The 18,447-nt window shown below is 63.0% G+C and carries 16 protein-coding genes, 1 other RNA gene and 1 pseudogene; 4 read left to right on the forward strand and 14 right to left on the reverse strand.

Going from position 1 to position 18,447, the window contains the following annotated elements; all coding sequences use genetic code 11:
* Nucleotides 1-5: 5 nt before the first annotated feature.
* The 14 genes from QAO71_RS13260 to rsmI all read right to left on the reverse strand — a co-directional run bounded on the left by QAO71_RS13260 (nt 6) and on the right by rsmI (nt 14,921).
* Nucleotides 6-923 (reverse strand): D-alanine--D-alanine ligase, encoded by a 918-nt coding sequence (locus QAO71_RS13260; protein ID WP_280164659.1) that lies wholly within the window; start codon nt 921-923, stop codon nt 6-8.
* Nucleotides 923-2,341, reverse strand: a complete 1,419-nt coding sequence (gene murC, locus QAO71_RS13265) for a UDP-N-acetylmuramate--L-alanine ligase (protein WP_218144709.1) — start codon at nt 2,339-2,341, stop codon at nt 923-925. The genes QAO71_RS13260 and murC overlap by 1 nt, the downstream gene beginning before the upstream one ends.
* 22 nt (nt 2,342-2,363) lie before the next feature.
* Nucleotides 2,364-3,437 (reverse strand): undecaprenyldiphospho-muramoylpentapeptide beta-N-acetylglucosaminyltransferase, encoded by a 1,074-nt coding sequence (gene murG / locus QAO71_RS13270; RefSeq protein ID WP_074777762.1) that lies wholly within the window; start codon nt 3,435-3,437, stop codon nt 2,364-2,366.
* On the reverse strand, nt 3,427-4,605 hold the full coding sequence (gene ftsW / locus QAO71_RS13275) for a putative lipid II flippase FtsW (RefSeq protein ID WP_083392364.1): 1,179 nt from the start codon (nt 4,603-4,605) through the stop codon (nt 3,427-3,429). The genes murG and ftsW overlap by 11 nt, the downstream gene beginning before the upstream one ends.
* Nucleotides 4,602-5,951 (reverse strand): UDP-N-acetylmuramoyl-L-alanine--D-glutamate ligase, encoded by a 1,350-nt coding sequence (gene murD, locus QAO71_RS13280; RefSeq protein ID WP_280164660.1) that lies wholly within the window; start codon nt 5,949-5,951, stop codon nt 4,602-4,604. The genes ftsW and murD overlap by 4 nt, the downstream gene beginning before the upstream one ends.
* A 10-nt stretch (nt 5,952-5,961) precedes the next feature.
* Nucleotides 5,962-7,044 carry a phospho-N-acetylmuramoyl-pentapeptide-transferase gene (mraY, locus tag QAO71_RS13285; RefSeq protein ID WP_280164661.1) on the reverse strand — a complete coding sequence of 361 codons (1,083 nt, stop codon included), beginning with the start codon at nt 7,042-7,044 and terminating at the stop codon, nt 5,962-5,964.
* A 5-nt stretch (nt 7,045-7,049) separates the two neighbouring features.
* Nucleotides 7,050-8,423, reverse strand: coding sequence for a UDP-N-acetylmuramoyl-tripeptide--D-alanyl-D-alanine ligase (gene murF / locus QAO71_RS13290; protein WP_280164662.1), 1,374 nt, complete (start codon nt 8,421-8,423; stop codon nt 7,050-7,052).
* Nucleotides 8,416-9,864, reverse strand: coding sequence for a UDP-N-acetylmuramoyl-L-alanyl-D-glutamate--2,6-diaminopimelate ligase (locus tag QAO71_RS13295; RefSeq protein WP_280165689.1), 1,449 nt, complete (start codon nt 9,862-9,864; stop codon nt 8,416-8,418). Before QAO71_RS13295 ends, murF begins: the two co-directional genes overlap by 8 nt.
* Entirely contained in the window at nt 9,864-11,609 is a 1,746-nt protein-coding gene (locus QAO71_RS13300; RefSeq protein ID WP_280164663.1) for a penicillin-binding protein 2, read from the reverse strand. The genes QAO71_RS13295 and QAO71_RS13300 overlap by 1 nt, the downstream gene beginning before the upstream one ends.
* On the reverse strand, nt 11,606-11,920 hold the full coding sequence (gene ftsL, locus QAO71_RS13305) for a cell division protein FtsL (RefSeq protein ID WP_036989440.1): 315 nt from the start codon (nt 11,918-11,920) through the stop codon (nt 11,606-11,608). The genes QAO71_RS13300 and ftsL overlap by 4 nt, the downstream gene beginning before the upstream one ends.
* The gene (rsmH, locus tag QAO71_RS13310; RefSeq protein ID WP_280164664.1) at nt 11,917-12,858 is read right to left on the reverse strand and encodes a 16S rRNA (cytosine(1402)-N(4))-methyltransferase RsmH; all 942 of its coding nucleotides are present in this window, start codon (nt 12,856-12,858) and stop codon (nt 11,917-11,919) included. The genes ftsL and rsmH overlap by 4 nt, the downstream gene beginning before the upstream one ends.
* A complete protein-coding gene (gene mraZ, locus QAO71_RS13315; RefSeq protein ID WP_036989437.1) occupies nt 12,855-13,310 on the reverse strand; it encodes a division/cell wall cluster transcriptional repressor MraZ in 456 nt (151 codons plus the stop codon). Before mraZ ends, rsmH begins: the two co-directional genes overlap by 4 nt.
* Before the next feature lie 309 nt (nt 13,311-13,619).
* Nucleotides 13,620-13,970: RNase P RNA component class A (gene rnpB, locus QAO71_RS13320), an RNA gene on the reverse strand.
* A 102-nt stretch (nt 13,971-14,072) separates the two neighbouring features.
* The gene (gene rsmI / locus QAO71_RS13325) at nt 14,073-14,921 is read right to left on the reverse strand and encodes a 16S rRNA (cytidine(1402)-2'-O)-methyltransferase (RefSeq protein WP_036990238.1); all 849 of its coding nucleotides are present in this window, start codon (nt 14,919-14,921) and stop codon (nt 14,073-14,075) included.
* Between the two features lie 141 nt (nt 14,922-15,062).
* Between rsmI and QAO71_RS13330 the strand changes: the two are divergent.
* The 4 genes and pseudogenes from QAO71_RS13330 to QAO71_RS13345 all read left to right on the forward strand — a co-directional run bounded on the left by QAO71_RS13330 (nt 15,063) and on the right by QAO71_RS13345 (nt 18,422).
* Nucleotides 15,063-16,882 (forward strand): annotated as a pseudogene (locus QAO71_RS13330) (penicillin-binding protein activator).
* Nucleotides 16,879-17,253, forward strand: a complete 375-nt coding sequence (locus tag QAO71_RS13335) for a YraN family protein (protein WP_036989436.1) — start codon at nt 16,879-16,881, stop codon at nt 17,251-17,253. The pseudogene QAO71_RS13330 and the gene QAO71_RS13335 overlap by 4 nt, the downstream one beginning before the upstream one ends.
* 12 nt (nt 17,254-17,265) lie before the next feature.
* The gene (locus QAO71_RS13340; protein WP_036989435.1) at nt 17,266-17,859 is read left to right on the forward strand and encodes a phosphoheptose isomerase; all 594 of its coding nucleotides are present in this window, start codon (nt 17,266-17,268) and stop codon (nt 17,857-17,859) included.
* Nucleotides 17,856-18,422, forward strand: a complete 567-nt coding sequence (locus QAO71_RS13345; RefSeq protein WP_036989434.1) for a BON domain-containing protein — start codon at nt 17,856-17,858, stop codon at nt 18,420-18,422. Before QAO71_RS13340 ends, QAO71_RS13345 begins: the two co-directional genes overlap by 4 nt.
* The last annotated feature ends 25 nt before the right edge of the window (nt 18,423-18,447 follow it).

Here is an 18,447-nt window from a genome sequence, read left to right on the forward strand (position 1 = left end):
AGTCCTCAGTAACGGGCACTGGCGAGAATCGCCAGCACCAGATCGGTGAAACTCAGACCCGCCGCGGCTGCGGCCATGGGCACCAGGCTATGGTCAGTCATCCCCGGCGAGGTATTGACCTCGAGCAGGTAGAAGTTGCCATCGCTGTCCTGCATCAGATCCACCCGTCCCCAACCGCGACAGCCGACGGCACTGAAGGCCTGCAGGCAAAGTTCAGCGAGTTCGGCCTCGCGCTCCGGCGGCAGACCGCAGGGGCACTGGTACTGGGTATCATTGGCCAGGTATTTGGCCTGGTAGTCATAAAAGGTGTTTGGTGTGCTCAGGCGAATCGCCGGCAGCGCCTGGCCGTCAAGAATACCGACGGTGAACTCGGCGCCAGTTACCCACTGCTCGACCAGCGCAACGTCGTCATACTTCAGTGCCTGTTGCCAGGCCGCCTGGAGTTCGTCCAGCGAGTGCACCTTGGCCATGCCGATGCTCGACCCTTCATGGATCGGCTTGATGATCAACGGCGTGCCGAGGCGCTCGACTACCGCGGCGCACTCCTGCTCGTCGCGCAACACGGCGTAAGCTGGCGTCGGCAGGCCCAGGCTCTGCCACACCTGTTTGGTGCGCAGCTTGTCCATACCCAGTGCCGAGGCCATGACGCCGCTGCCGGTATAGGGCAGCTGCAGGCATTCAAGCAGCCCCTGCAGGCTACCGTCCTCACCACCGCGGCCGTGCAGCGCAATGAATACCCGGTCAGGACGCTCGGCGATCAGGCGCTCGGCCAGGTCAGCCCCGGCGTCGATGCCGAAAGCGTTCACCCCGGCGCCCTGCAGCGCGGCCAGTACCGCAGCACCGGACTTCAGCGAAACGTCACGTTCAGCTGATGTGCCGCCGTACAGCACCGCCACTCGACCAAAGGCTTCTACGTCGACCATTACGCCTTATCTCCTTTTCGTTCATTGCCCAGCTGGGTCAATGCCTGCGCCAGCTGCGGTGCCAAACCGCCAATATCGCCGGCGCCCTGGGTCAGCAGGATGTCGCCCGGCTGCAGCACAGCCCGGAGCAGCGGCATGAGATCCGCATCACGCTCGACATACAGCGGGTCGATCTGCCCGCGCAGGCGGATACTGCGGCACAGGTGCTTGCTGTCCGCACCCGGTACCGGCTCCTCGCCAGCGGGGTAGACTTCCATCAACAACAACACATTGGTATCGCCCAGCACCTGCACGAAGTCTTCGTACAGATCACGGGTACGTGAATAGCGATGGGGCTGATAGATCATCACCAGCCGGCGGTCAGGCCAGCCGCCACGCACGGCCTTGATCACTGCAGCCACTTCGCGAGGGTGGTGGCCGTAATCATCCACCAGCATTACCTCGCCCTCGTCGCCCAGCGGGAAATCTCCATGCACCTGGAAGCGGCGACCGACCCCCTCAAATCCAGTCAGCCCCTTGACGATGGCCTCGTCGCTGACCCCCTCATCGGCGGTGACGGCAATGGTGGCCAGGGCGTTGAGTACGTTGTGCACACCCGGCATGTTGACGAACACCCGCAGCGGCTCATGGCCTTCACGCAGCACGGTAAAATGGGTTTGCATACCCCGCTGCTCGATATCCACCGCGCGAATGTCGGCATCCTCGGATTGGCCGTAGGTGATGACCTGGCGGTTGATCTGCGGCAGGATCTCGCGCACCACCGGATCATCGATGCACAGCACTGCCAGCCCATAGAACGGCAGGTTGTGCAGAAAATCGACAAAGGTGCGCTTGAGGCGATTGAAGTCGCCTTCATAGGTCGCCATGTGATCGAAATCGATGTTGGTAACGATGGCGGTCATCGGCTGCAGGTGCAGGAAGGAGGCATCGCTTTCATCGGCTTCGGCCACCAGATAGCGGCTTTCGCCCAGCTGGGCATTGGTGCCAGCACTGGTCAGCCGGCCACCGATGACGAAGGTCGGACTCAGGCCTTCGGCAGCCAGCACCGAGGCCACCAGACTGGTCGTGGTGGTTTTGCCATGGGTACCGGCCACGGCGATACCGTGGCGATAGCGCATCAGTTCGGCGAGCATTTCCGCACGGGGCACCACCGGGATGCGCTTTTCCATCGCCGCGGCCACTTCCGGGTTGCTCGGATTGATCGCGCTGGACACCACCAGCACATCGGCGCTCTGCACGTTCTCGGCGCGATGACCGATATCCACCCGGGCGCCGAAGCTTTCCAGGCGTGCGGTCACCGCCGAGCGCTTGAGATCGGAGCCGGATACTTCATAGCCCAGGTTCAACAGCACTTCGGCAATACCACACATACCCGCACCGCCGATCCCGACGAAATGAATACAACGGATACGGCGCATGGCCGGGAGGCTATAGGTGGCCTTAGTGTTCACGGGCGACCTCCAGGCAGGCGCGGACCACATCCGCTGTGGCGTCGGGTTTGGCCTGCTTGCGGGCATGTTCTGCCATCTGTTGTAACGTCTCCGGTTGGGTAAACAGGGTGTTCAGCCGCTGCGCCAGCTGCGCGGCGGTCAAGGTGTTCTGCGGCAGCAGCTCGGCTGCACCGCGATCAGCCAGATAACGGGCGTTGGCGCTCTGGTGGTCATCAATAGCGTGGGGCAACGGGATCAGCAGCGCCGGGCGCCCGGCAGCCGCCAGTTCGGCGACTGTCAGCGCCCCAGCGCGACACACCACCAGGTCGGCCCAGGCGTAAGCCTCGGCCATATCGGCGATGAAGGGTTCAACTGCGGCCTCCACACCGGCACTGGTATAGGCCTCACGGGCCGCTTCCACATGCTGTTTGCCGCACTGGTGGCGCACCTGCGGCCGCTGATCGGCAGGCAGCTGCGCCAGCGCGTCGGGCAATAGTCGGTTCAACGGCAATGCGCCAAGGCTGCCGCCGAGTACCAGCAAGCGCGGCGAGCGACTGCCGTCCCAGCTCATTGGCGGCACGGCAAAGATATCTTCACGCACCGGGTTGCCGGTGCTGCGCCGCTTGGCACTCGGCGCAAAACTGCCATCAAATCCTTCGCAACGACGCGCGGCGATGTTTGCCAGCAGCCGGTTGGTGGTACCGACCACGGCGTTCTGTTCGTGAATCACCAGGGGAATGCGCCGTAACCAGGCCGCCACACCGCCGGGACCGGTGACATAGCCGCCAGCACCCAGTACACAAACCGGTTGCAGCTGGCGTACCACCTTGAGGGATTGGCTCAGGGCCCGCAGCAGCCGCACCGGCGCCTTCAACAGGCCAGCCTTGCCCTTGCCGCGCAGCCCCTGGATATCGATGTAATGCACGGGAATCCCGGCCGCCGGAATCAGCTCGGCTTCGATGCCACGGCGAGTGCCCAGCCAGTGCACTTCATAGCCCTGCGCCTGCAACTGCCGGGCGCAGGCCAGCGCCGGGAATACGTGTCCACCGGTACCGCCCGCCATGATCAATACCTTACTGGTCATTGGCAGCCTCCCGCAGCGCCTGCCGGCGCTCCCAGTCGATACGCAGCAACAGCCCCAGGCTGATACAACAGACCACCAGCGAGCTGCCCCCGTAACTGAGGAACGGCAGGGTCAGCCCTTTGGTGGGCAGCAAGCCGATATTCACGCCGACGTTGATCAGCACTTGGCCACACCACATGATCGCCAGGCCATAGGCCAGATAGGCGGAGAAATAACGTCCGGCCTTCTCGGCCCAGAGACCAATATACAGGGCCCGCACCGCGACGAAGATCAACAGCGCGAAGGCCGCCAGCGCGCCGATCAGGCCCAGCTCTTCGGCCAGCACCGCGAACACGAAATCGGTGTGAGCCTCGGGCAGGTAGAACTGTTTCTGGATGCTGTTGCCCAGTCCGGTACCCAACCATTCGCCGCGGCCGAAGGCGATCAACGCCTGGGTCAGCTGATAGCCGGTGCCGTAGGGGTCGTTCCAGGGATTGAGGAAACTGGTCAGGCGCTGCAGGCGATAGGGCTCGAACAACACCAGCAATGCCGCCAGACCGCCCAGCGAACCGAACAGCAGGGTGAAGCGGAACAGCCCGACGCCGCCAAGGAACAGCATGCCGGTAGCCGCGCCCATGAGTACCACGGTGGCACCGAAGTCCGGCTCGATGATCAGCAGCCAGGCCATCGGCCCCAGCACCATGAATGGCTTGATAAAGCCGAACCACTGTTCCTTGACCTCGTCCCGCCGATGGACGAGATAACCGGCCAGGAACACCACGGCGAACAGCTTGGCCAGCTCCGAGGGTTGCACGTTGATCGGCCCGACGGCAATCCAGCGCCAGCTGCCATTGACCTCCCGCCCGATACCCGGAATCAGTACCGCGATCAACAGGGCAAAGCCGAGGAACAACAGCGGGAAGCGGAACTGCTCCCATAATCCGACCGGCACCGCCAGGGTGGCCAGCAGCGCCATCACACCGATCAGCATGTACACCAGCTGACGGTTCATATAGTAGAGAGGGTTGCCCAGCTGCCCGGCGGCCACTTCCATGGACGCGGACGTGACCATTACCAATCCCAGTCCGAGCAAGGCCAGACCACCTACCAGCAGCGGCATATCCAGGTCGAAGCGGCGCTCGCCGATCAGCGGAGCAAGTGAGCGTTGCATGGCGTCGGTGAAGATCATACCGGCAACCTCCCGACCGCGTCGGCAAACAGCCGGCCGCGTTCTTCAAAATTGCGGAACATGTCCAGGCTGGCGCAGGCCGGTGACAACAGCACCGCATCGCCCGGCTCGGCTGCCGCTGCAGCTGCCGCAACCGCTTCGTCCAGGGTAGTCACCCGCTGTACCGGCACATGACCGGTCAGCAGTTGCTCCAATACCGGAGCATCCCGGCCGAGCAGAACGACCGCCCGGCAGTAACGGCTTACCGGCTCGATAAGCGCCGAGAAGTCAGCCCCCTTGCCGTCGCCGCCGGCAATCAACACCTGCTTGCCCTGCAGGTCAGCGCCAAAGCCTTCGATGGCCGCCAGCGCCGCACCGACGTTGGTCGCCTTGGAATCGTCGTAGTAATCCACCCCGCCGTGCTGGCCGAGCCATTGGCAGCGATGCGGCAGACCGGCGAACTCGCGCAGGGCATCCAGCATGGCTGCCATCGGCAGGCCGATGGCGTGCCCCAGCGCCAGTGCCGCCAGAGCGTTAGCCTGATTGTGCGCGCCGCGGATCTTCAGCTTGGCGGTAGGCATCAGCGCCTGGAATTCGAAGGCCAGCCAGTTTTCGCCATTCTTTTCCACCAGACCAAACCCCTTGAAGTCGGGGCGGGACAGGCCAAAGCTCCAGCACGGCAATTGATCGGCCACCAGCGGGCGGGTCAGGTCATCATCCCGATTGATCACCACCTGCCGGGCACCGCGGAAGATGCGGTGTTTGGCCAGGTGATAGGCCGCCAGGCCGCTGTAGCGATCCATATGGTCTTCGCTGACGTTCAACACGGTGGCCACTTCGGCGTTCAGCGCCTGGGTGGTCTCGAGCTGGAAGCTGGACAACTCCAGCACATAGAGGTCGGCGCGCTGATCCAGCAGATCCAGCGCAGGCGTGCCGATATTGCCGCCCACCGCCACCTGCCGGCCGGCCTTCTCGGCCATGGCGCCAACCAGGGTGGTGACGGTGCTCTTGGCATTGGAACCGGTGATCGCGACGATCGGCGCATCCGCCTCGCGAGCGAACAGTTCGATGTCGCCGACCACGCTCACGCCAGCGTCGATTGCCGCCTTGATCGCCGGCGTGGCCAGGGCGATACCCGGATTGACGATCAGCTCGCCGGCACTGCTCAGCAGCTCGGCGTCCAGCTCACCCAGATGCAGGTCGGCCATGGGCGCGAAGCGCTTGAGCTTGTCCAGGCCCGGCGGGTTGGCGCGGGTGTCGCAAACGGCAAACGGCATATCACGACCAGCCAGGTACCGGGCAACCGACAGGCCGGTCGCCCCGAGTCCGACTATGATCCGCTGTTTGTCCGTAGTGATCAGTGACACCTTGTTTTCCTCAACGCAACTTGAGCGTGGACAGACCGATCAGCACCAGTACCACGGTGATGATCCAGAAACGTACGATGACCCGCGGCTCGGGCCAGCCCTTCAGTTCGAAATGGTGATGAATGGGCGCCATGCGGAACACCCGGCGGCCGGTCAGCTTGAACGAGGCCACCTGAACGATCACCGACAGGGTCTCGACCACGAAAATGCCGCCCATGATGAACAGCACTATTTCCTGACGGACGATTACCGCGATCACGCCCAGCGCCGCCCCCAGAGCCAGCGCCCCCACATCGCCCATGAAGACCTGGGCCGGATAGGTGTTGAACCACAGGAAACCGAGGCCGGCACCGATCAGCGCGCCGCAGAAGATCAGCAGCTCACCGGAGCCCTGCACATAGGGAATCAGCAGGTACTGGGAGAACTGGAAGTTACCCGACAGGTAGGCAAAGATGCCCAGCGCACCGCCCACCATCACCGTCGGCAGGATCGCCAGGCCATCCAGCCCGTCGGTGAGGTTGACCGCGTTGCTGGAGCCAACGATGACGAAATAGGTCAGCACCACGAAGAAGATGCCCAGCTGGAACTCGAGATTCTTGAAGAACGGCACGATCAGGGTGGTTTCCAGCGGGGTTTCCGCCGCCAGGTACAGCACCACCGCCGCCATCAGGCCGAACACCGATTGCCAGAAATACTTCCAGCGCGACGGCAGGCCGCGGGAGTTTTTCTCCACCACCTTGCGGTAGTCATCGACCCAGCCGATGGCGCCGAAGCTGACGGTCACGCCCAGCACCACCCAGACGTACAGGTTGCTCAGGTCGGCCCAGAGCAGCGTGCTGACGGTGATGGCCATCAGGATCAGCGCACCCCCCATGGTGGGTGTGCCCTTTTTCGACAGATGCGATTGCGGCCCGTCATTGCGTACTGCCTGGCCGATCTGGCGCAATTGCAGGGTACGGATCATCCAGGGACCGAGAAACAGCGCCAGTCCCAGGGCAGTGAGCACACCCAGGATGCCGCGCAGGGTCAGGTACTGAAATACACCGAAGCCGGTGTGAAACTGTTGGAGATATTGAGCAAGTATCAGCAGCATGTCGGCTAGCCCTCGTCCGTGATTTGCGAGCCTGCCACCAGAGCGGCGACGACTTCTTCCATACCCGCACTGCGCGAGCCCTTGACCAGTACCCGGGAGTTCGAGTCCAGCCGTGTCTTGAGTGCCGCCACCAGTGCGGCGCGATCGGGGAACACCTGGCCGCCGTTACCGAAGGCCGCAGCTGCCAGCGCCGACGGTCGGCCGGTGGCATACAGGCCATCGAGCCCCTGCTCCCGAGCGTAGGCACCGATGTCGGTATGTGCCTGGTCTTCCAGTTGGCCCAGCTCTCCCATGTCACCCAGCACCAGCAGACGCTGCCCGGTCAGACTGGCCAACAGCTCGATCGCCGCGCGTACCGACGCCGGGTTGGCGTTGTAACTGTCATCAATAACTGTTGCGCCGTTGTAACCGGACAGGCGCTGGCCGCGACCGGCCATTGGCTGGAGCTTACCCAGGCCACGACCGACGGCATCCAGCGGCACGTTCAACGCCAATGCCGCGCCCGCCGCCGCCAGGGCGTTGGCGACGTTGTGCTGCCCCGCCAGCTGCAGCTGGATGTCGACCTGCCCGGCGGGCGCTATCAGGGTGAACTGGGCGCAGCCGGAATCATCGAGGCGAATGTTCTCGGCACGCAGCTCGGCGGTCGGGTTCTGGGTGCTGAACACGTGTTTCTTGCGCTGGCCCAGGGTCTGGTACCAGTTCTCGAACCACGGACTGTCGAGGTTGATCACGCCCTGGCCCTGGCTGTCCAGACCGGCAAATATCTCGCCCTTGGCTTCGGCGATGGCCTGCTCGCTGCCGAACCGGCCGATATGCGCCACACCCGCGTTGGTCAACACACTCACGCTGGGCTTGGCCAGGCGCATGCTGTAGGCGATATCGCCGAGCGCGGCCGCGCCCATCTCCACCACGGCATACTGATGCTCGGGGGCCAGTTCCAGCAGGGTCAGGGGCACACCCAGTTCGTTATTCAGGTTGCCGCGAGTGGCCAGTACCGGACCGCATTCGGCAAGAACGGCTGCCAGCATCTCCTTCACTGTGGTCTTGCCGCTGGAACCGGTAATGGCCACCAGCGGACCAGTGAAGGCCGCACGGTTCAAGGCGCCGAGCTGACCCAGCGCATAGGCACCGTCATGCACCACCAGTTGCGGCAGCGGGTCATCCACGGCCCGCTCGACCAGGGCGGCGGTCGCACCGTTGGCGCGGGCCTGGGCGAGGAAGTCATGGCCATCCACTCGGCTGCCGGGCAGCGCCACGAACAGCGCACCAGGGCGCACCGCACGGGCGTCGATACTGACACTGTCGAAGCTGGCATCGCTGCCATTGAGTGCAGCGTTGAGCGGTTTGAGCAAATCCGACAGGCGCATGGCTTCAAGCATGCTGATCCTCCCGGTACTGCAAGGCGCGTTCGGCCTGTTCGATATCGCTGAAAGGGTGACGCACCCCATGAATCTCCTGATAGGTTTCGTGGCCCTTGCCAGCCAGCAGGATCACATCCCCCGGCTCGGCACGGGCGATAGTCTGGCTGATGGCCTCGGCACGGTTGGCTATGACTGTGACCCGCTGTGGTTGTTCAATACCGGCGCGGATTTCCTCGATGATCGCGACGGATGGCTCGGTACGCGGATTATCATCGGTCACCACCACCTGGTCGGCGCCCTGCTCGGCGATGCGTCCCATCAGCGGACGCTTGCCGCGATCACGGTCACCACCACAGCCGAACACGCAGATCAGCCGCCCGGCCACATGGGCGCGCAAAGCAGCAAGTGCCTTTTCCAGGGCGTCCGGGGTATGGGCATAGTCAATCACTACCAACGGCTGGCCGTTGCCACCCAGGCGTTGCATGCGGCCATCCGGCGGCAGCAGCTCGCCGAGCAGCTCGGCAACCTGGTCCAGGGATATCCGCAGGGCCAGCAAAGCGCCAGCGACCGCCAGCAGATTCGACAGGTTGAATGTGCCGAGCAGCGGGCTGCGCAGGTCGATGCTACCGGCGGGAGTATGCAGTCGCGCTTTGATACCTTCGGCGTCGAAGCGGATATCGCTGCAATGCAGGTCGGCCGCCTCGTCGCTCACGCTGTAGGTAGCAACCGGTACCGGGCAATTGGCCGCCAGTTGTCGGCCGAAGTCGTCATCGAGGTTGATGACAGCAGTCCGCGACTGACCGAACAAGCGGGCCTTGGCCGCACCGTAGCTGGCCATGTCGCCGTGATAATCCAGATGATCGCGACTCAGGTTGGTGAACACACCGACCTCGAACTGCAATGCAGCCACCCGGCCCTGCTGCAATGCATGGGACGACACTTCCATACTGACCCGCTGAGCGCCCTGATCACGCAGCGATGCCAGCTGCTGTTGCACCGCCAGCGCATCGGGAGTGGTCATGCCATGGTCGAGCAAGGCTCCCGGCAGGCCACTGCCGAGGGTGCCGATGACACCGCACGGCTGGCCCAGACGGTTCAACGCCTGGGCCAGCATCTGGCTGACACTGGTCTTGCCATTGGTGCCGGTAATACCGATCAATCCCAGGCTATCCGCCGGTTGACCGTAGAATCGTCCGGCAATGGCGGACAGCTCATTCGCCAGTTGTACAACCGGCAGCGTGGGAATATCGGCGTCGCAGCTAAAGCCATCGCCGGCCTCATAGGCCACCGCGGCGGCACCAGCAGCAATGGCTTGCTGGATATGCTGACGGCCGTCGTGGCGTTGCCCCGGCATGGCCAGGAACAGGAAGCCCGGCGCCACCTTGCGACTATCCAGGGTCAGACCGGCAATCTCTACCGGTGCGCCCTGCCACTGGGGAATGAGGTGCTGGAGCTGCATCATCCGCGCTCCTCCCCGGCATCCACGGTCGGCAACTCGACCTGTTGCATCTCGGCCAGATTGTCCGGAGCGATATTCAGCAGGCGCAGGGCGTTGGACATCAAGCCGCTGAACACCGGTGCCGCGACCAGGCCGCCGTAATAGCCGCCCTTGGTCGGTTCATCGATGACCACGGCAATGGCGATGCGCGGATCGGTACTGGGGGCGAAGCCGGCAAACAGCGAACGGTAGGAGTCTTCCTTGTAGCCCTTGCTGCCGACGCTGGTCTTGCGCGCCGTACCACTCTTGCCGGACACGTGGTAACCAGGCACTTGGGCCCGAAACGTACCGCCCGGCAATTCGATCACCTGCTGCAACATGCCCTGTACAGTCAGGGCCACGTCCTCGGGAATCATCTGCTGGGTGCCCGGCTTCTCGTTGATGCGCAGCAGCGACATTGGCGCCTTGCGTCCATCATTGGCGAGAATCGCGTAGGCCTGGGCCATCTGCATGGTGGTCACCGAGAGGCCATAACCGTAGGACAACGCGGCGGTTTCAGCCTGGCGCCACTCGCGGTAGCTCGGCAGGTTGCCGACCCGCTCGCCGGGGAAGCCCAACCCGGTATATTGGCCGAAACCGACATTCTGCATGGTTTCGCGCAGCGCGGGGCCACCGATATCGAAGGCGATCTTGCTCATGCCAACGTTACTGGACTTGAGCAGAATACCGGTCAGATCGAGTACGCCGCCCGGCGCCCGGGACACGTCACGAATGGTATAGCGCCCGATACGCAGAGTGCCGGGGTAGACATTGACCTGATCGGTGGGTGACCAGCGACCGGATGCCAGCGCGGCGCTCATGGAGATCGGCTTGACCGTGGAACCGGGCTCGAACACATCGATCAGCGCGCGATTACGCATCATGTCCGGCTTGAGGTTGGCGCGGTTGTTGGGGTTGTAGGTGGGATGGTTGACCATCGCCAGCACTTCGCCAGTGCGCACGTCGAGCATGACGATGGAGCCGGCCCGCGCCTCGAATTCCTGCAGCGCTTCGCGCAGTTGACGGTGCGCCAGATACTGCAGGCGCAGGTCGATGGACAGCGCCAGGTCATTGCCCGGGCGGGCATTCTTGACCACCTGCACATCCTTGATCAGCCGGCCGCGCCGGTCCTGCAATACTTGGCGCTTGCCCGGCAGGCCTTCCAGCCAGTGGTCATAAGCCAGCTCGACACCTTCCTGACCCTTCTCATCCACGTTGGTGAAGCCGACCAGATGGGCCGCCACTTCTCCCGCCGGATAAAAGCGTCGATATTCCTCGATGCTGTAGACACCCGGCACCTTGAGCGCCATGACCGCTTCGCCAGCCGCCGGCACCATGCGTCGACGCAGGTAGATGAATTCCTTGTCGGCATTGCTCTGCAGGCGCTGACTGAAGGTGGACAGGTCAGTACCCAGCGCCTCGGCCAGCGCAGGCCACTGTTGCTGCTGGTTGATCAACTGGGACGGATTGGCCCAGATGGTCAAGACCGGCGTGCTCACTGCCAGCGGCTCACCATTGCGGTCGGTAATCTGCCCACGGTGGGCGGGAATGGGTACGTGGCGCACGCTGCGCTTGTCGCCCTGGTTCTTGAGGAAGCCCTCGTCCAATACATGCAGTTCGACAATGCGCCAGGTCACCGCCACGCAGCACAGTCCGAGCAACGCGATGACCAGCCGGAAACGCCAGGGATAGAGACTGCCATTGGGCTTGAGGGCAAATTTCTTCATGGCTGCACCAGAATCACTTCGTTGGGCTCGGGAACCCGCATGCCCAGCTGGCGGGTCGCAATCGTCTCAACCCGGCTGTGCGCCGTCCAAGTGCTCTGCTCGAGGATCAACCGACCCCACTCTGCCTGCGCCTTCTCGCGCTGGGTCATCTCGGCTGCCAGTTCATTAAGCAACTGACGGCTCCAATGTGCGCTGTAGGGTACCGCCAGCGCACTACCCAGAATCAGGATCCAGACCGTAAGCAACCAGCCGCTGCCGGCGGGGAGGCCGGAACGGGTCTGGTTGGTGGCGGACTGGGTCTGTTCGCTCATCTGTGTTTCTCCGCCACGCGCAATACCGCACTGCGGGCGCGTGGGTTGGCGGCGACTTCGTCAGCCGATGGTTTGATGGCTTTGCCGATCAGTTTCAGACTGGTGTGAATATCTGCATCACGCACCGGCAGTCCACGGGGCAGTGGCGCACCTTTGGCTTCGCGGCGCATGAACTGCTTGACCTGACGATCCTCCAGCGAATGGAAGCTGATGACGGCCAGACGGCCGCCCGGCGCCAACACCTCGAGGGCGGCGCGCAGGCCGTCAGCCAGATCTTCCAACTCGCGGTTGATGAAGATGCGGATCCCCTGGAAAGCGCGGGTAGCCGGATGCTTGTGCTTTTCCCAGGCGGGGTTGGCAACCTTGATCACTTCAGCCAGGTCCGCGGTACGGGTGAACGGCTGCTCGGCGCGACGGTTGACGATAGCCCGGGCCATGCGGCGGGAGAAACGCTCCTCGCCATATTCCCAGAGCACAGTGGCAATGTCGGCTTCGTCAGCGCTGTTGATCCAGTCGGCGGCGCTCTGGCCGATATCAGGATTCATGCGCATATCGAGCGGGCCGTCGTTGAGAAAACTGAAGCCACGCAGCGGGTCATCCAGCTGCGGCGAGGACACGCCCAGGTCCAGCAACACGCCATCGATACGGCCATGCAAGCCGCGCTCGCGCAGCTCTTCGGCCATATCGGCAAATGAACGTTGTACAACGACAAAGCGGCCATCTTCGGCCGCCAGCTGTTTCCCGACCCGTATTGCCTCCGGGTCCTTGTCGAAGCCGAGCAGCCGCCCCCCTTCGGCCAGTTGCTGGAGAATGGCGCGGCTGTGCCCGCCGCGGCCGAAAGTGCCATCTATATAGGTGCCTTCCGGTCGAACCGCCAGTCCTTCCAGCGCTTCGTTCAGCAGTACACTGACATGTTTCAATTCGGTCTGCTGATTCATAGGCTCAGTGAATGCAGTTCTGCCGGCAGCTCGCCGACATCCTGCTCTTCTTCCAGATAAGCTGCGGTGGTGGCCTGCCAGACCTCTTCACTCCACAGCTCGAATTTGCTCAATTGACCTACCAGCATGACTTTCTTGTCCAGGCCAGCGTGATCGCGTAACAGCGGCGGCACGACAAAGCGGCCATGGCTGTCCAGTTCTATTTCGTTGGCATTACCGATCAGCAGGCGGTTGAGCCGCTTGACCGCCGGATGCATGTTCGGCGCCTTGCGCAACTGCTGCTCGACGGCTTCCCACTCGTGCATCGGGTAGATCCACAGGCAACGTTCTTCGAGGGCAATGGTCGCGACCAATTGACCGCCACAGGAGTCCAGCAGACGGTCACGATACCGGGCAGGCATCGCGAGTCGCCCCTTGGCGTCCAGATTGATGGCGTTCGCTCCACGAAACACGTTTTGTTATTCCTCTGATGAGACCACTGTTGTGACAACGCCAAACCCAAAAAAATCCACTTTCACCCACTTCACCCCACTTTCGCACACTATAGAAAGGCCTCCAAACAGCGTCAAGTCACCAATTCAGAGAAAAAGCCTTATATGGCGAGGGTTTAGCGGCAATAAGGAAGGAAAACCGTCCGTCGGGACAGAACTATTCAGAGATAAGAGAAGAAATAACAAAGGCATGCTCATGCAACTTAATGTTGAACATGAGGTTTGCGGAGGTGTTTTTCAGAAGAGAAGAAAAATCTTGCTGCGGGAAAAAATAGGAGTTGGCCTGTAAGCCGGGTTCTGTCGAGAACAGTCATTCCTCTGCGACAGCCATCACTGACTGCCTGTAGCAACCTACCCGAACCCAGTGCGGGCCGCACCATAGGGTTCCTATTTGGTCTTGCTCCGAGTGGGGTTTACCATGCCACGAACTGTTGCCAGTCGCGCGGTGCGCTCTTACCGCACCCTTTCACCCTTACCGGCGCTTGCGCGCTTAGGCGGTCTACTCTCTGCTGCACTTTCCGTAGGCTCACGCCTCCCAGGCGTTACCTGGCACTCTGCCCTGTGGAGCCCGGACTTTCCTCCATACCGCCAAAGCGATACAGCGACTGTTCGGCCAACTCCTGGGCGCAAGATTAGCCCGGTTGCTGGCTGACAGCAAGCGCTGATCGCTCAAGAACGGGGATTCTCCCGCGGCCTCGACGCCACCAAACCAAGCCGTTCAGGTCAGGCATTCTTGCCCAGAGCCAGCTGATACAGCCGGTTCTTCTTCAGCCCGGTGATCTGCGCCGCCAGTGCCGCCGCCTGTTTCACCGGCAACTCTGCCAGCAGGATATCCAGCACCCGCTCGGCAGCCGGGTCCAGCGCATCGCCGTCGTCCGGCTGCGGCGCACCTTCGACAATCAGCACACACTCCCCCCGCTGCTGGTCTGCATCGGCGCGCACCCACTCCACCAGCTCGGCCAGCGGCGCACCCTTGATGGTTTCGAAGGTCTTGGTCAGCTCCCGCGCCAACACCACCTGACGCTCCGGCCCCAGCAGCTCCAGCAGATCTTCCAGGCATTCGAGCAGCCGATGCGGTGCTTCATAGAGCATCCAGGTGCGCTGCTCCGCCGCCAACGCCTGAATACGCTGGCGGCGACCATGGGACTTGGCCGGCAGAAAGCCTTCAAAGGCAAAACGGTCCGATGGCAGGCCAGCTGCACTCAACCCGGCGATCAAGGCACAAGCGCCGGGCACCGGACAGATGCGCACCCCCGCCTCCCGCGCCAGGCGCACCAGATGAAAGCCCGGATCGGAGATCAGCGGCGTGCCAGCATCGGAAATCAGCGCCAGGTCTTCGCCGGCCAGCAGGCGCTCGACCAGCCGCTGGCTCTTGCCCCGCTCATTATGGTCATGACAGGCGGTGGTCGGCGTCTGGATATTGAAATGCTGCAGCAGCCGGCCGCTGTGCCGGGTATCCTCCGCGGCGATCAGGCTGACCGCATTGAGGATATCCAGCGCCCGTGGCGTCATGTCCTGCAGATTGCCGATCGGGGTAGCGACGATATACAAGGTACCGGTAGTGACAGCCATGACGAATCCTGTGACGAGTTTGTCGCACATTGTACAGGACGTGACCAGGTTCCACCCAAGCGCATGGCGGGGAGCACGGGCCTTGGTTACAATGCAGGTCAATTGCTCACGCGCCACAAGGTACCCTGCCTGATGCTCCGCATGAATCGTCTGCCGCTTGCCGGCCTGCTGCTGGCTTCGCTGATTGCCGGCTGCTCCTCGACTCCCCGTCAGTTGTCGGAACTGCCCGCTACCACCGACTCCCCTATCGAGGACATTCTCCGCCAGGCCGAACGCCGCTCCGGTGCCGAAGCACACCTGCTGCGCCTGCATGCTGCCCAGACCGCTCTGAACCGCAATCAATTCGATCAGGTGCGCAGCATTCTCGCAATGATCCCGCAGAGTGACCTGCCACTGGACCAGCAGCAGCGCTTCAGTGAACTGCAGGCGCGCAGCGAACTTGCGCTGGACCAACCGGCTGCCGCGCTGCGTGCCCTGCGTCACCCGTCGCTGCAACAGCTCGACAGCCTGACGCCCGAAGCGCAACTGGATATCCAGCTGCTGCGCGCGCAAACCATGGCCGCCGCCGGTGAACATCTGAACGCGGCTCAGGAGCGCGTCTTTATTCACAACCTGCTGCCCGCCCATACCCAGCAGGACAACCTGACCCAGATCTGGCCAGCCTGAATCAGGCACCGACCGAGCAATTGCGCGAGGCTTCCACTACCGCCAGCAGCGACCTGGCTGGCTGGCTGGAGCTGGCGCTGATCGTACGCGACCATGGCAATCTGGATTTGCAAGTCCATGCCATGCAGCAATGGCAGGACCGGCATGCCAGCCATCCGGCGGCGGTCACACCACCCGAGGCCATCAGCCGACTGCTCGAACTGCACGCCGAGCGCCCACAACACATCGCTCTGCTACTACCCTTCGCGGGCGGATTGGCCGCCGCCGCCGATGCTCTGCGTGACGGCTTTCTCTCCGCCCAGTACCACGCTTACAGCGAAGGTCTGACCCAGCCCCGGATCAGCCTGTATGACAGCGGCGCCTACGGCAATCTGCTGCAGTTCTACCAGCAGGCCCAGGCCGATGGTGTGCAATGGGTCGTCGGCCCGCTGGATCGCCAGCAGGTCGGAGCCCTGGCCGCCCTACCCGAACTGCCGCTGCCGACCCTGGCGCTGAATTATGCCGACTCCACTGCCACGCCACCGCCCGGATTGTTCCAGTTCGGCCTGGCCCCGGAAGATGAAGCCCGTTCCGCTGCGTTGCAGGCCTGGCAGGATGGACATCGACAGATGGCAATTCTGGCCAACCGCGATGACTGGAGCCAGCGCTCGGCGCGTGCCTTCGCCGACCACTGGCAAGAACTGGGCGGTCTTCTGGTTGGCCACGAAACCATCGACGAACCGGCACGCATCTCCGGGCAGATCGCCGAGCTGCTGCAAGTGCGCGAAAGGCAACAAGCCAATCAGGACGTGCAGGGCGGCCCCGGCGACGTCGGTGTGACACAACCCGCGCCACGGCCGGACCTGGACGCCCTGTTCCTGGCTGCCGACCCACTGCAGGCCCGCCAGATCAAGCCGACCCTGGTATTCCAGTATGCCGGCGACCTCCCGGTGTACGCCGCCTCCCGGGCCTATCGGCTATCCCTCAATGGCGAGCCGAACCCCGATATCGACGGCATCATGATTGCCGAAATCCCCTGGCTGCTGACCCGCGCCGACCCGCTCTACCAGCCGGTGGTAGACAACTGGCCGACGGCGGCCGGCCCCATGGGCCGTTTGTATGCCATGGGCGTGGATGCCCAGCGCATTTTCAGTCGCCTGCTGCAGATGCAGGAGCAGCCTGACACCCGCATCGACGGCGCCACCGGCACCCTGTCTCTGGATGGCAATGGCCGGGTTCTCCGGGTCCTGCCCTGGGGCGAGATGGTCGATGGCCAGCTGCAACCGATAATGGAATCCCCGTTACTGCTGCAATGACTCAACTGACCGACAAGCAGCGCACCGGCAACCAGGCCGAGCGCGCCAGCGAACGACTGCTGATCAGCGCCGGGCTGCGCCTGCTCGCCCGTAATTACCGCTGCAAACAGGGCGAGCTGGATCTGGTCATGCGCGATGCGGATACAGTAGTATTCGTCGAAGTGCGCTACCGGCGACGAAATCAGTGGGGCGATGCGGTAGAGACCGTGGACTGGCGCAAGCAGAAACGCCTGATTGCTGCCGCCCATCACTACCTGCTGACCCATCCCCACCTGGTCAACCAGTCCTGTCGCTTCGACGTTGTCGCGGCTACCGGCGATCCCGCGGACCCGGCCTCATACCGATGGATCCGAGAAGCCTTCACCTGCTAGCGAGTTCTTCTTATGGACATGCAACACCGTATCAGACAGCTGTTCACCGACAGCATTGAAACCAAGACCCGTGCCATGGATGTACTGGGGCCAAGCATCGAGCAAGCCAGCCAGCTGATGGTCAGCTGCCTGCTGAGTGAGCGCAAGATTCTTACCTGTGGTAACGGCGGCTCCGCCGGCGATGCCCAGCACTTTTCTTCCGAGCTGCTCAATCGCTTCGAGCGCGAGCGTCCCAGCCTGCCGGCCATCGCCTTGACCACCGACAGCTCGACCATTACCTCGATCGCCAACGATTACAGCTACGACGAAGTCTTTTCCAAGCAGATTCGCGCCCTGGGACAACCTGGCGACGTGCTGCTGGCGATCTCCACCAGCGGCAATTCCGGCAACGTCCTGCAGGCCATCCAGGCAGCCCATGACCGCGACATGCTGGTAGTGGCACTGACCGGGCGTGATGGCGGCGGCATGGCATCGCTGCTGCTGCCCGAAGATGTGGAAATCCGCGTACCAGCCCGCTCCACCGCGCGTATCCAGGAAGTCCACCTGTTGGCGATCCACTGCCTGTGTGATCTGATCGATCGGCAACTGTTCGGGAGCGAAGAATGATCCGCCTGACCGCCGTGATCCTGGCGGTGACCCTGACTGGCTGCAGTGGCGTGCTGACTGCGACCCGGGAGAACCCCATCAATCACAATTACGGCACCCGCACTTTGGGTAGCAGTATCGATGACCAGTTGATCGAAACCAAAGCCCGCGTCAATGTCGCCAAGGCTCACCCCGACCTGGAAAGCCAGGCCCGCTTCGATGTAGTGAGCTACAACGGCGTGGCCCTGCTCACCGGCCAGGTTCCGCGGGCCGAGCTGCGTGAAGTGGCAGGCAATGCAGTGAAACAGGTGCAACGAGTCAAGGTGGTGCATAACGAGCTGACAGTGGGGCCCAAACTGTCATTGCTGGCGCGCAACAATGACGCCCTGATCACCTCCAGCAGCAAGACCCGCATGCTGGCCGACAGCAACATACCCGGGCGCCGCGTCAAGGTCGTCACCGAGGCCGGTGCGGTCTATCTGATGGGCCTGGTCACCCATGCGGAGGCCAATGCCGCCGTGGCTGCGGTGCAGCAGGTCGGCGGCGTGCAGCGCATAGTCAAGCTGTTTGAATATATCGACTGAATGAAAAACGGCGATGCCTTTTGGG

The sequence above is a fragment of the Halopseudomonas sp. SMJS2 genome (assembly GCF_029866945.1).
GTDB classification, from domain to species: Bacteria; Pseudomonadota; Gammaproteobacteria; order Pseudomonadales; family Pseudomonadaceae; genus Halopseudomonas; species Halopseudomonas bauzanensis.

Excerpts from the sequence above, each read along its gene's own strand:
- QAO71_RS13260 (WP_280164659.1), bottom strand. The coding sequence starts at position 923 with ATGGTCGACGTAGAAGCCTTTGGTCGAGTGGCGGTGCTGTACGGCGGC.
- murC (WP_218144709.1), bottom strand. The coding sequence starts at position 2,341 with ATGCGCCGTATCCGTTGTATTCATTTCGTCGGGATCGGCGGTGCGGGT.
- murG (WP_074777762.1), bottom strand. The coding sequence starts at position 3,437 with ATGACCAGTAAGGTATTGATCATGGCGGGCGGTACCGGTGGACACGTA.
- ftsW (WP_083392364.1), bottom strand. The coding sequence starts at position 4,605 with ATGATCTTCACCGACGCCATGCAACGCTCACTTGCTCCGCTGATCGGC.
- mraY (WP_280164661.1), bottom strand. The coding sequence starts at position 7,044 with ATGCTGCTGATACTTGCTCAATATCTCCAACAGTTTCACACCGGCTTC.
- murF (WP_280164662.1), bottom strand. The coding sequence starts at position 8,423 with ATGCTTGAAGCCATGCGCCTGTCGGATTTGCTCAAACCGCTCAACGCT.
- QAO71_RS13295 (WP_280165689.1), bottom strand. The coding sequence starts at position 9,864 with ATGCAGCTCCAGCACCTCATTCCCCAGTGGCAGGGCGCACCGGTAGAG.
- QAO71_RS13300 (WP_280164663.1), bottom strand. The coding sequence starts at position 11,609 with ATGAAGAAATTTGCCCTCAAGCCCAATGGCAGTCTCTATCCCTGGCGT.
- ftsL (WP_036989440.1), bottom strand. The coding sequence starts at position 11,920 with ATGAGCGAACAGACCCAGTCCGCCACCAACCAGACCCGTTCCGGCCTC.
- rsmH (WP_280164664.1), bottom strand. The coding sequence starts at position 12,858 with ATGAATCAGCAGACCGAATTGAAACATGTCAGTGTACTGCTGAACGAA.
- rsmI (WP_036990238.1), bottom strand. The coding sequence starts at position 14,921 with ATGGCTGTCACTACCGGTACCTTGTATATCGTCGCTACCCCGATCGGC.
- QAO71_RS13335 (WP_036989436.1), top strand. The coding sequence starts at position 16,879 with ATGACTCAACTGACCGACAAGCAGCGCACCGGCAACCAGGCCGAGCGC.
- QAO71_RS13340 (WP_036989435.1), top strand. The coding sequence starts at position 17,266 with ATGGACATGCAACACCGTATCAGACAGCTGTTCACCGACAGCATTGAA.
- QAO71_RS13345 (WP_036989434.1), top strand. The coding sequence starts at position 17,856 with ATGATCCGCCTGACCGCCGTGATCCTGGCGGTGACCCTGACTGGCTGC.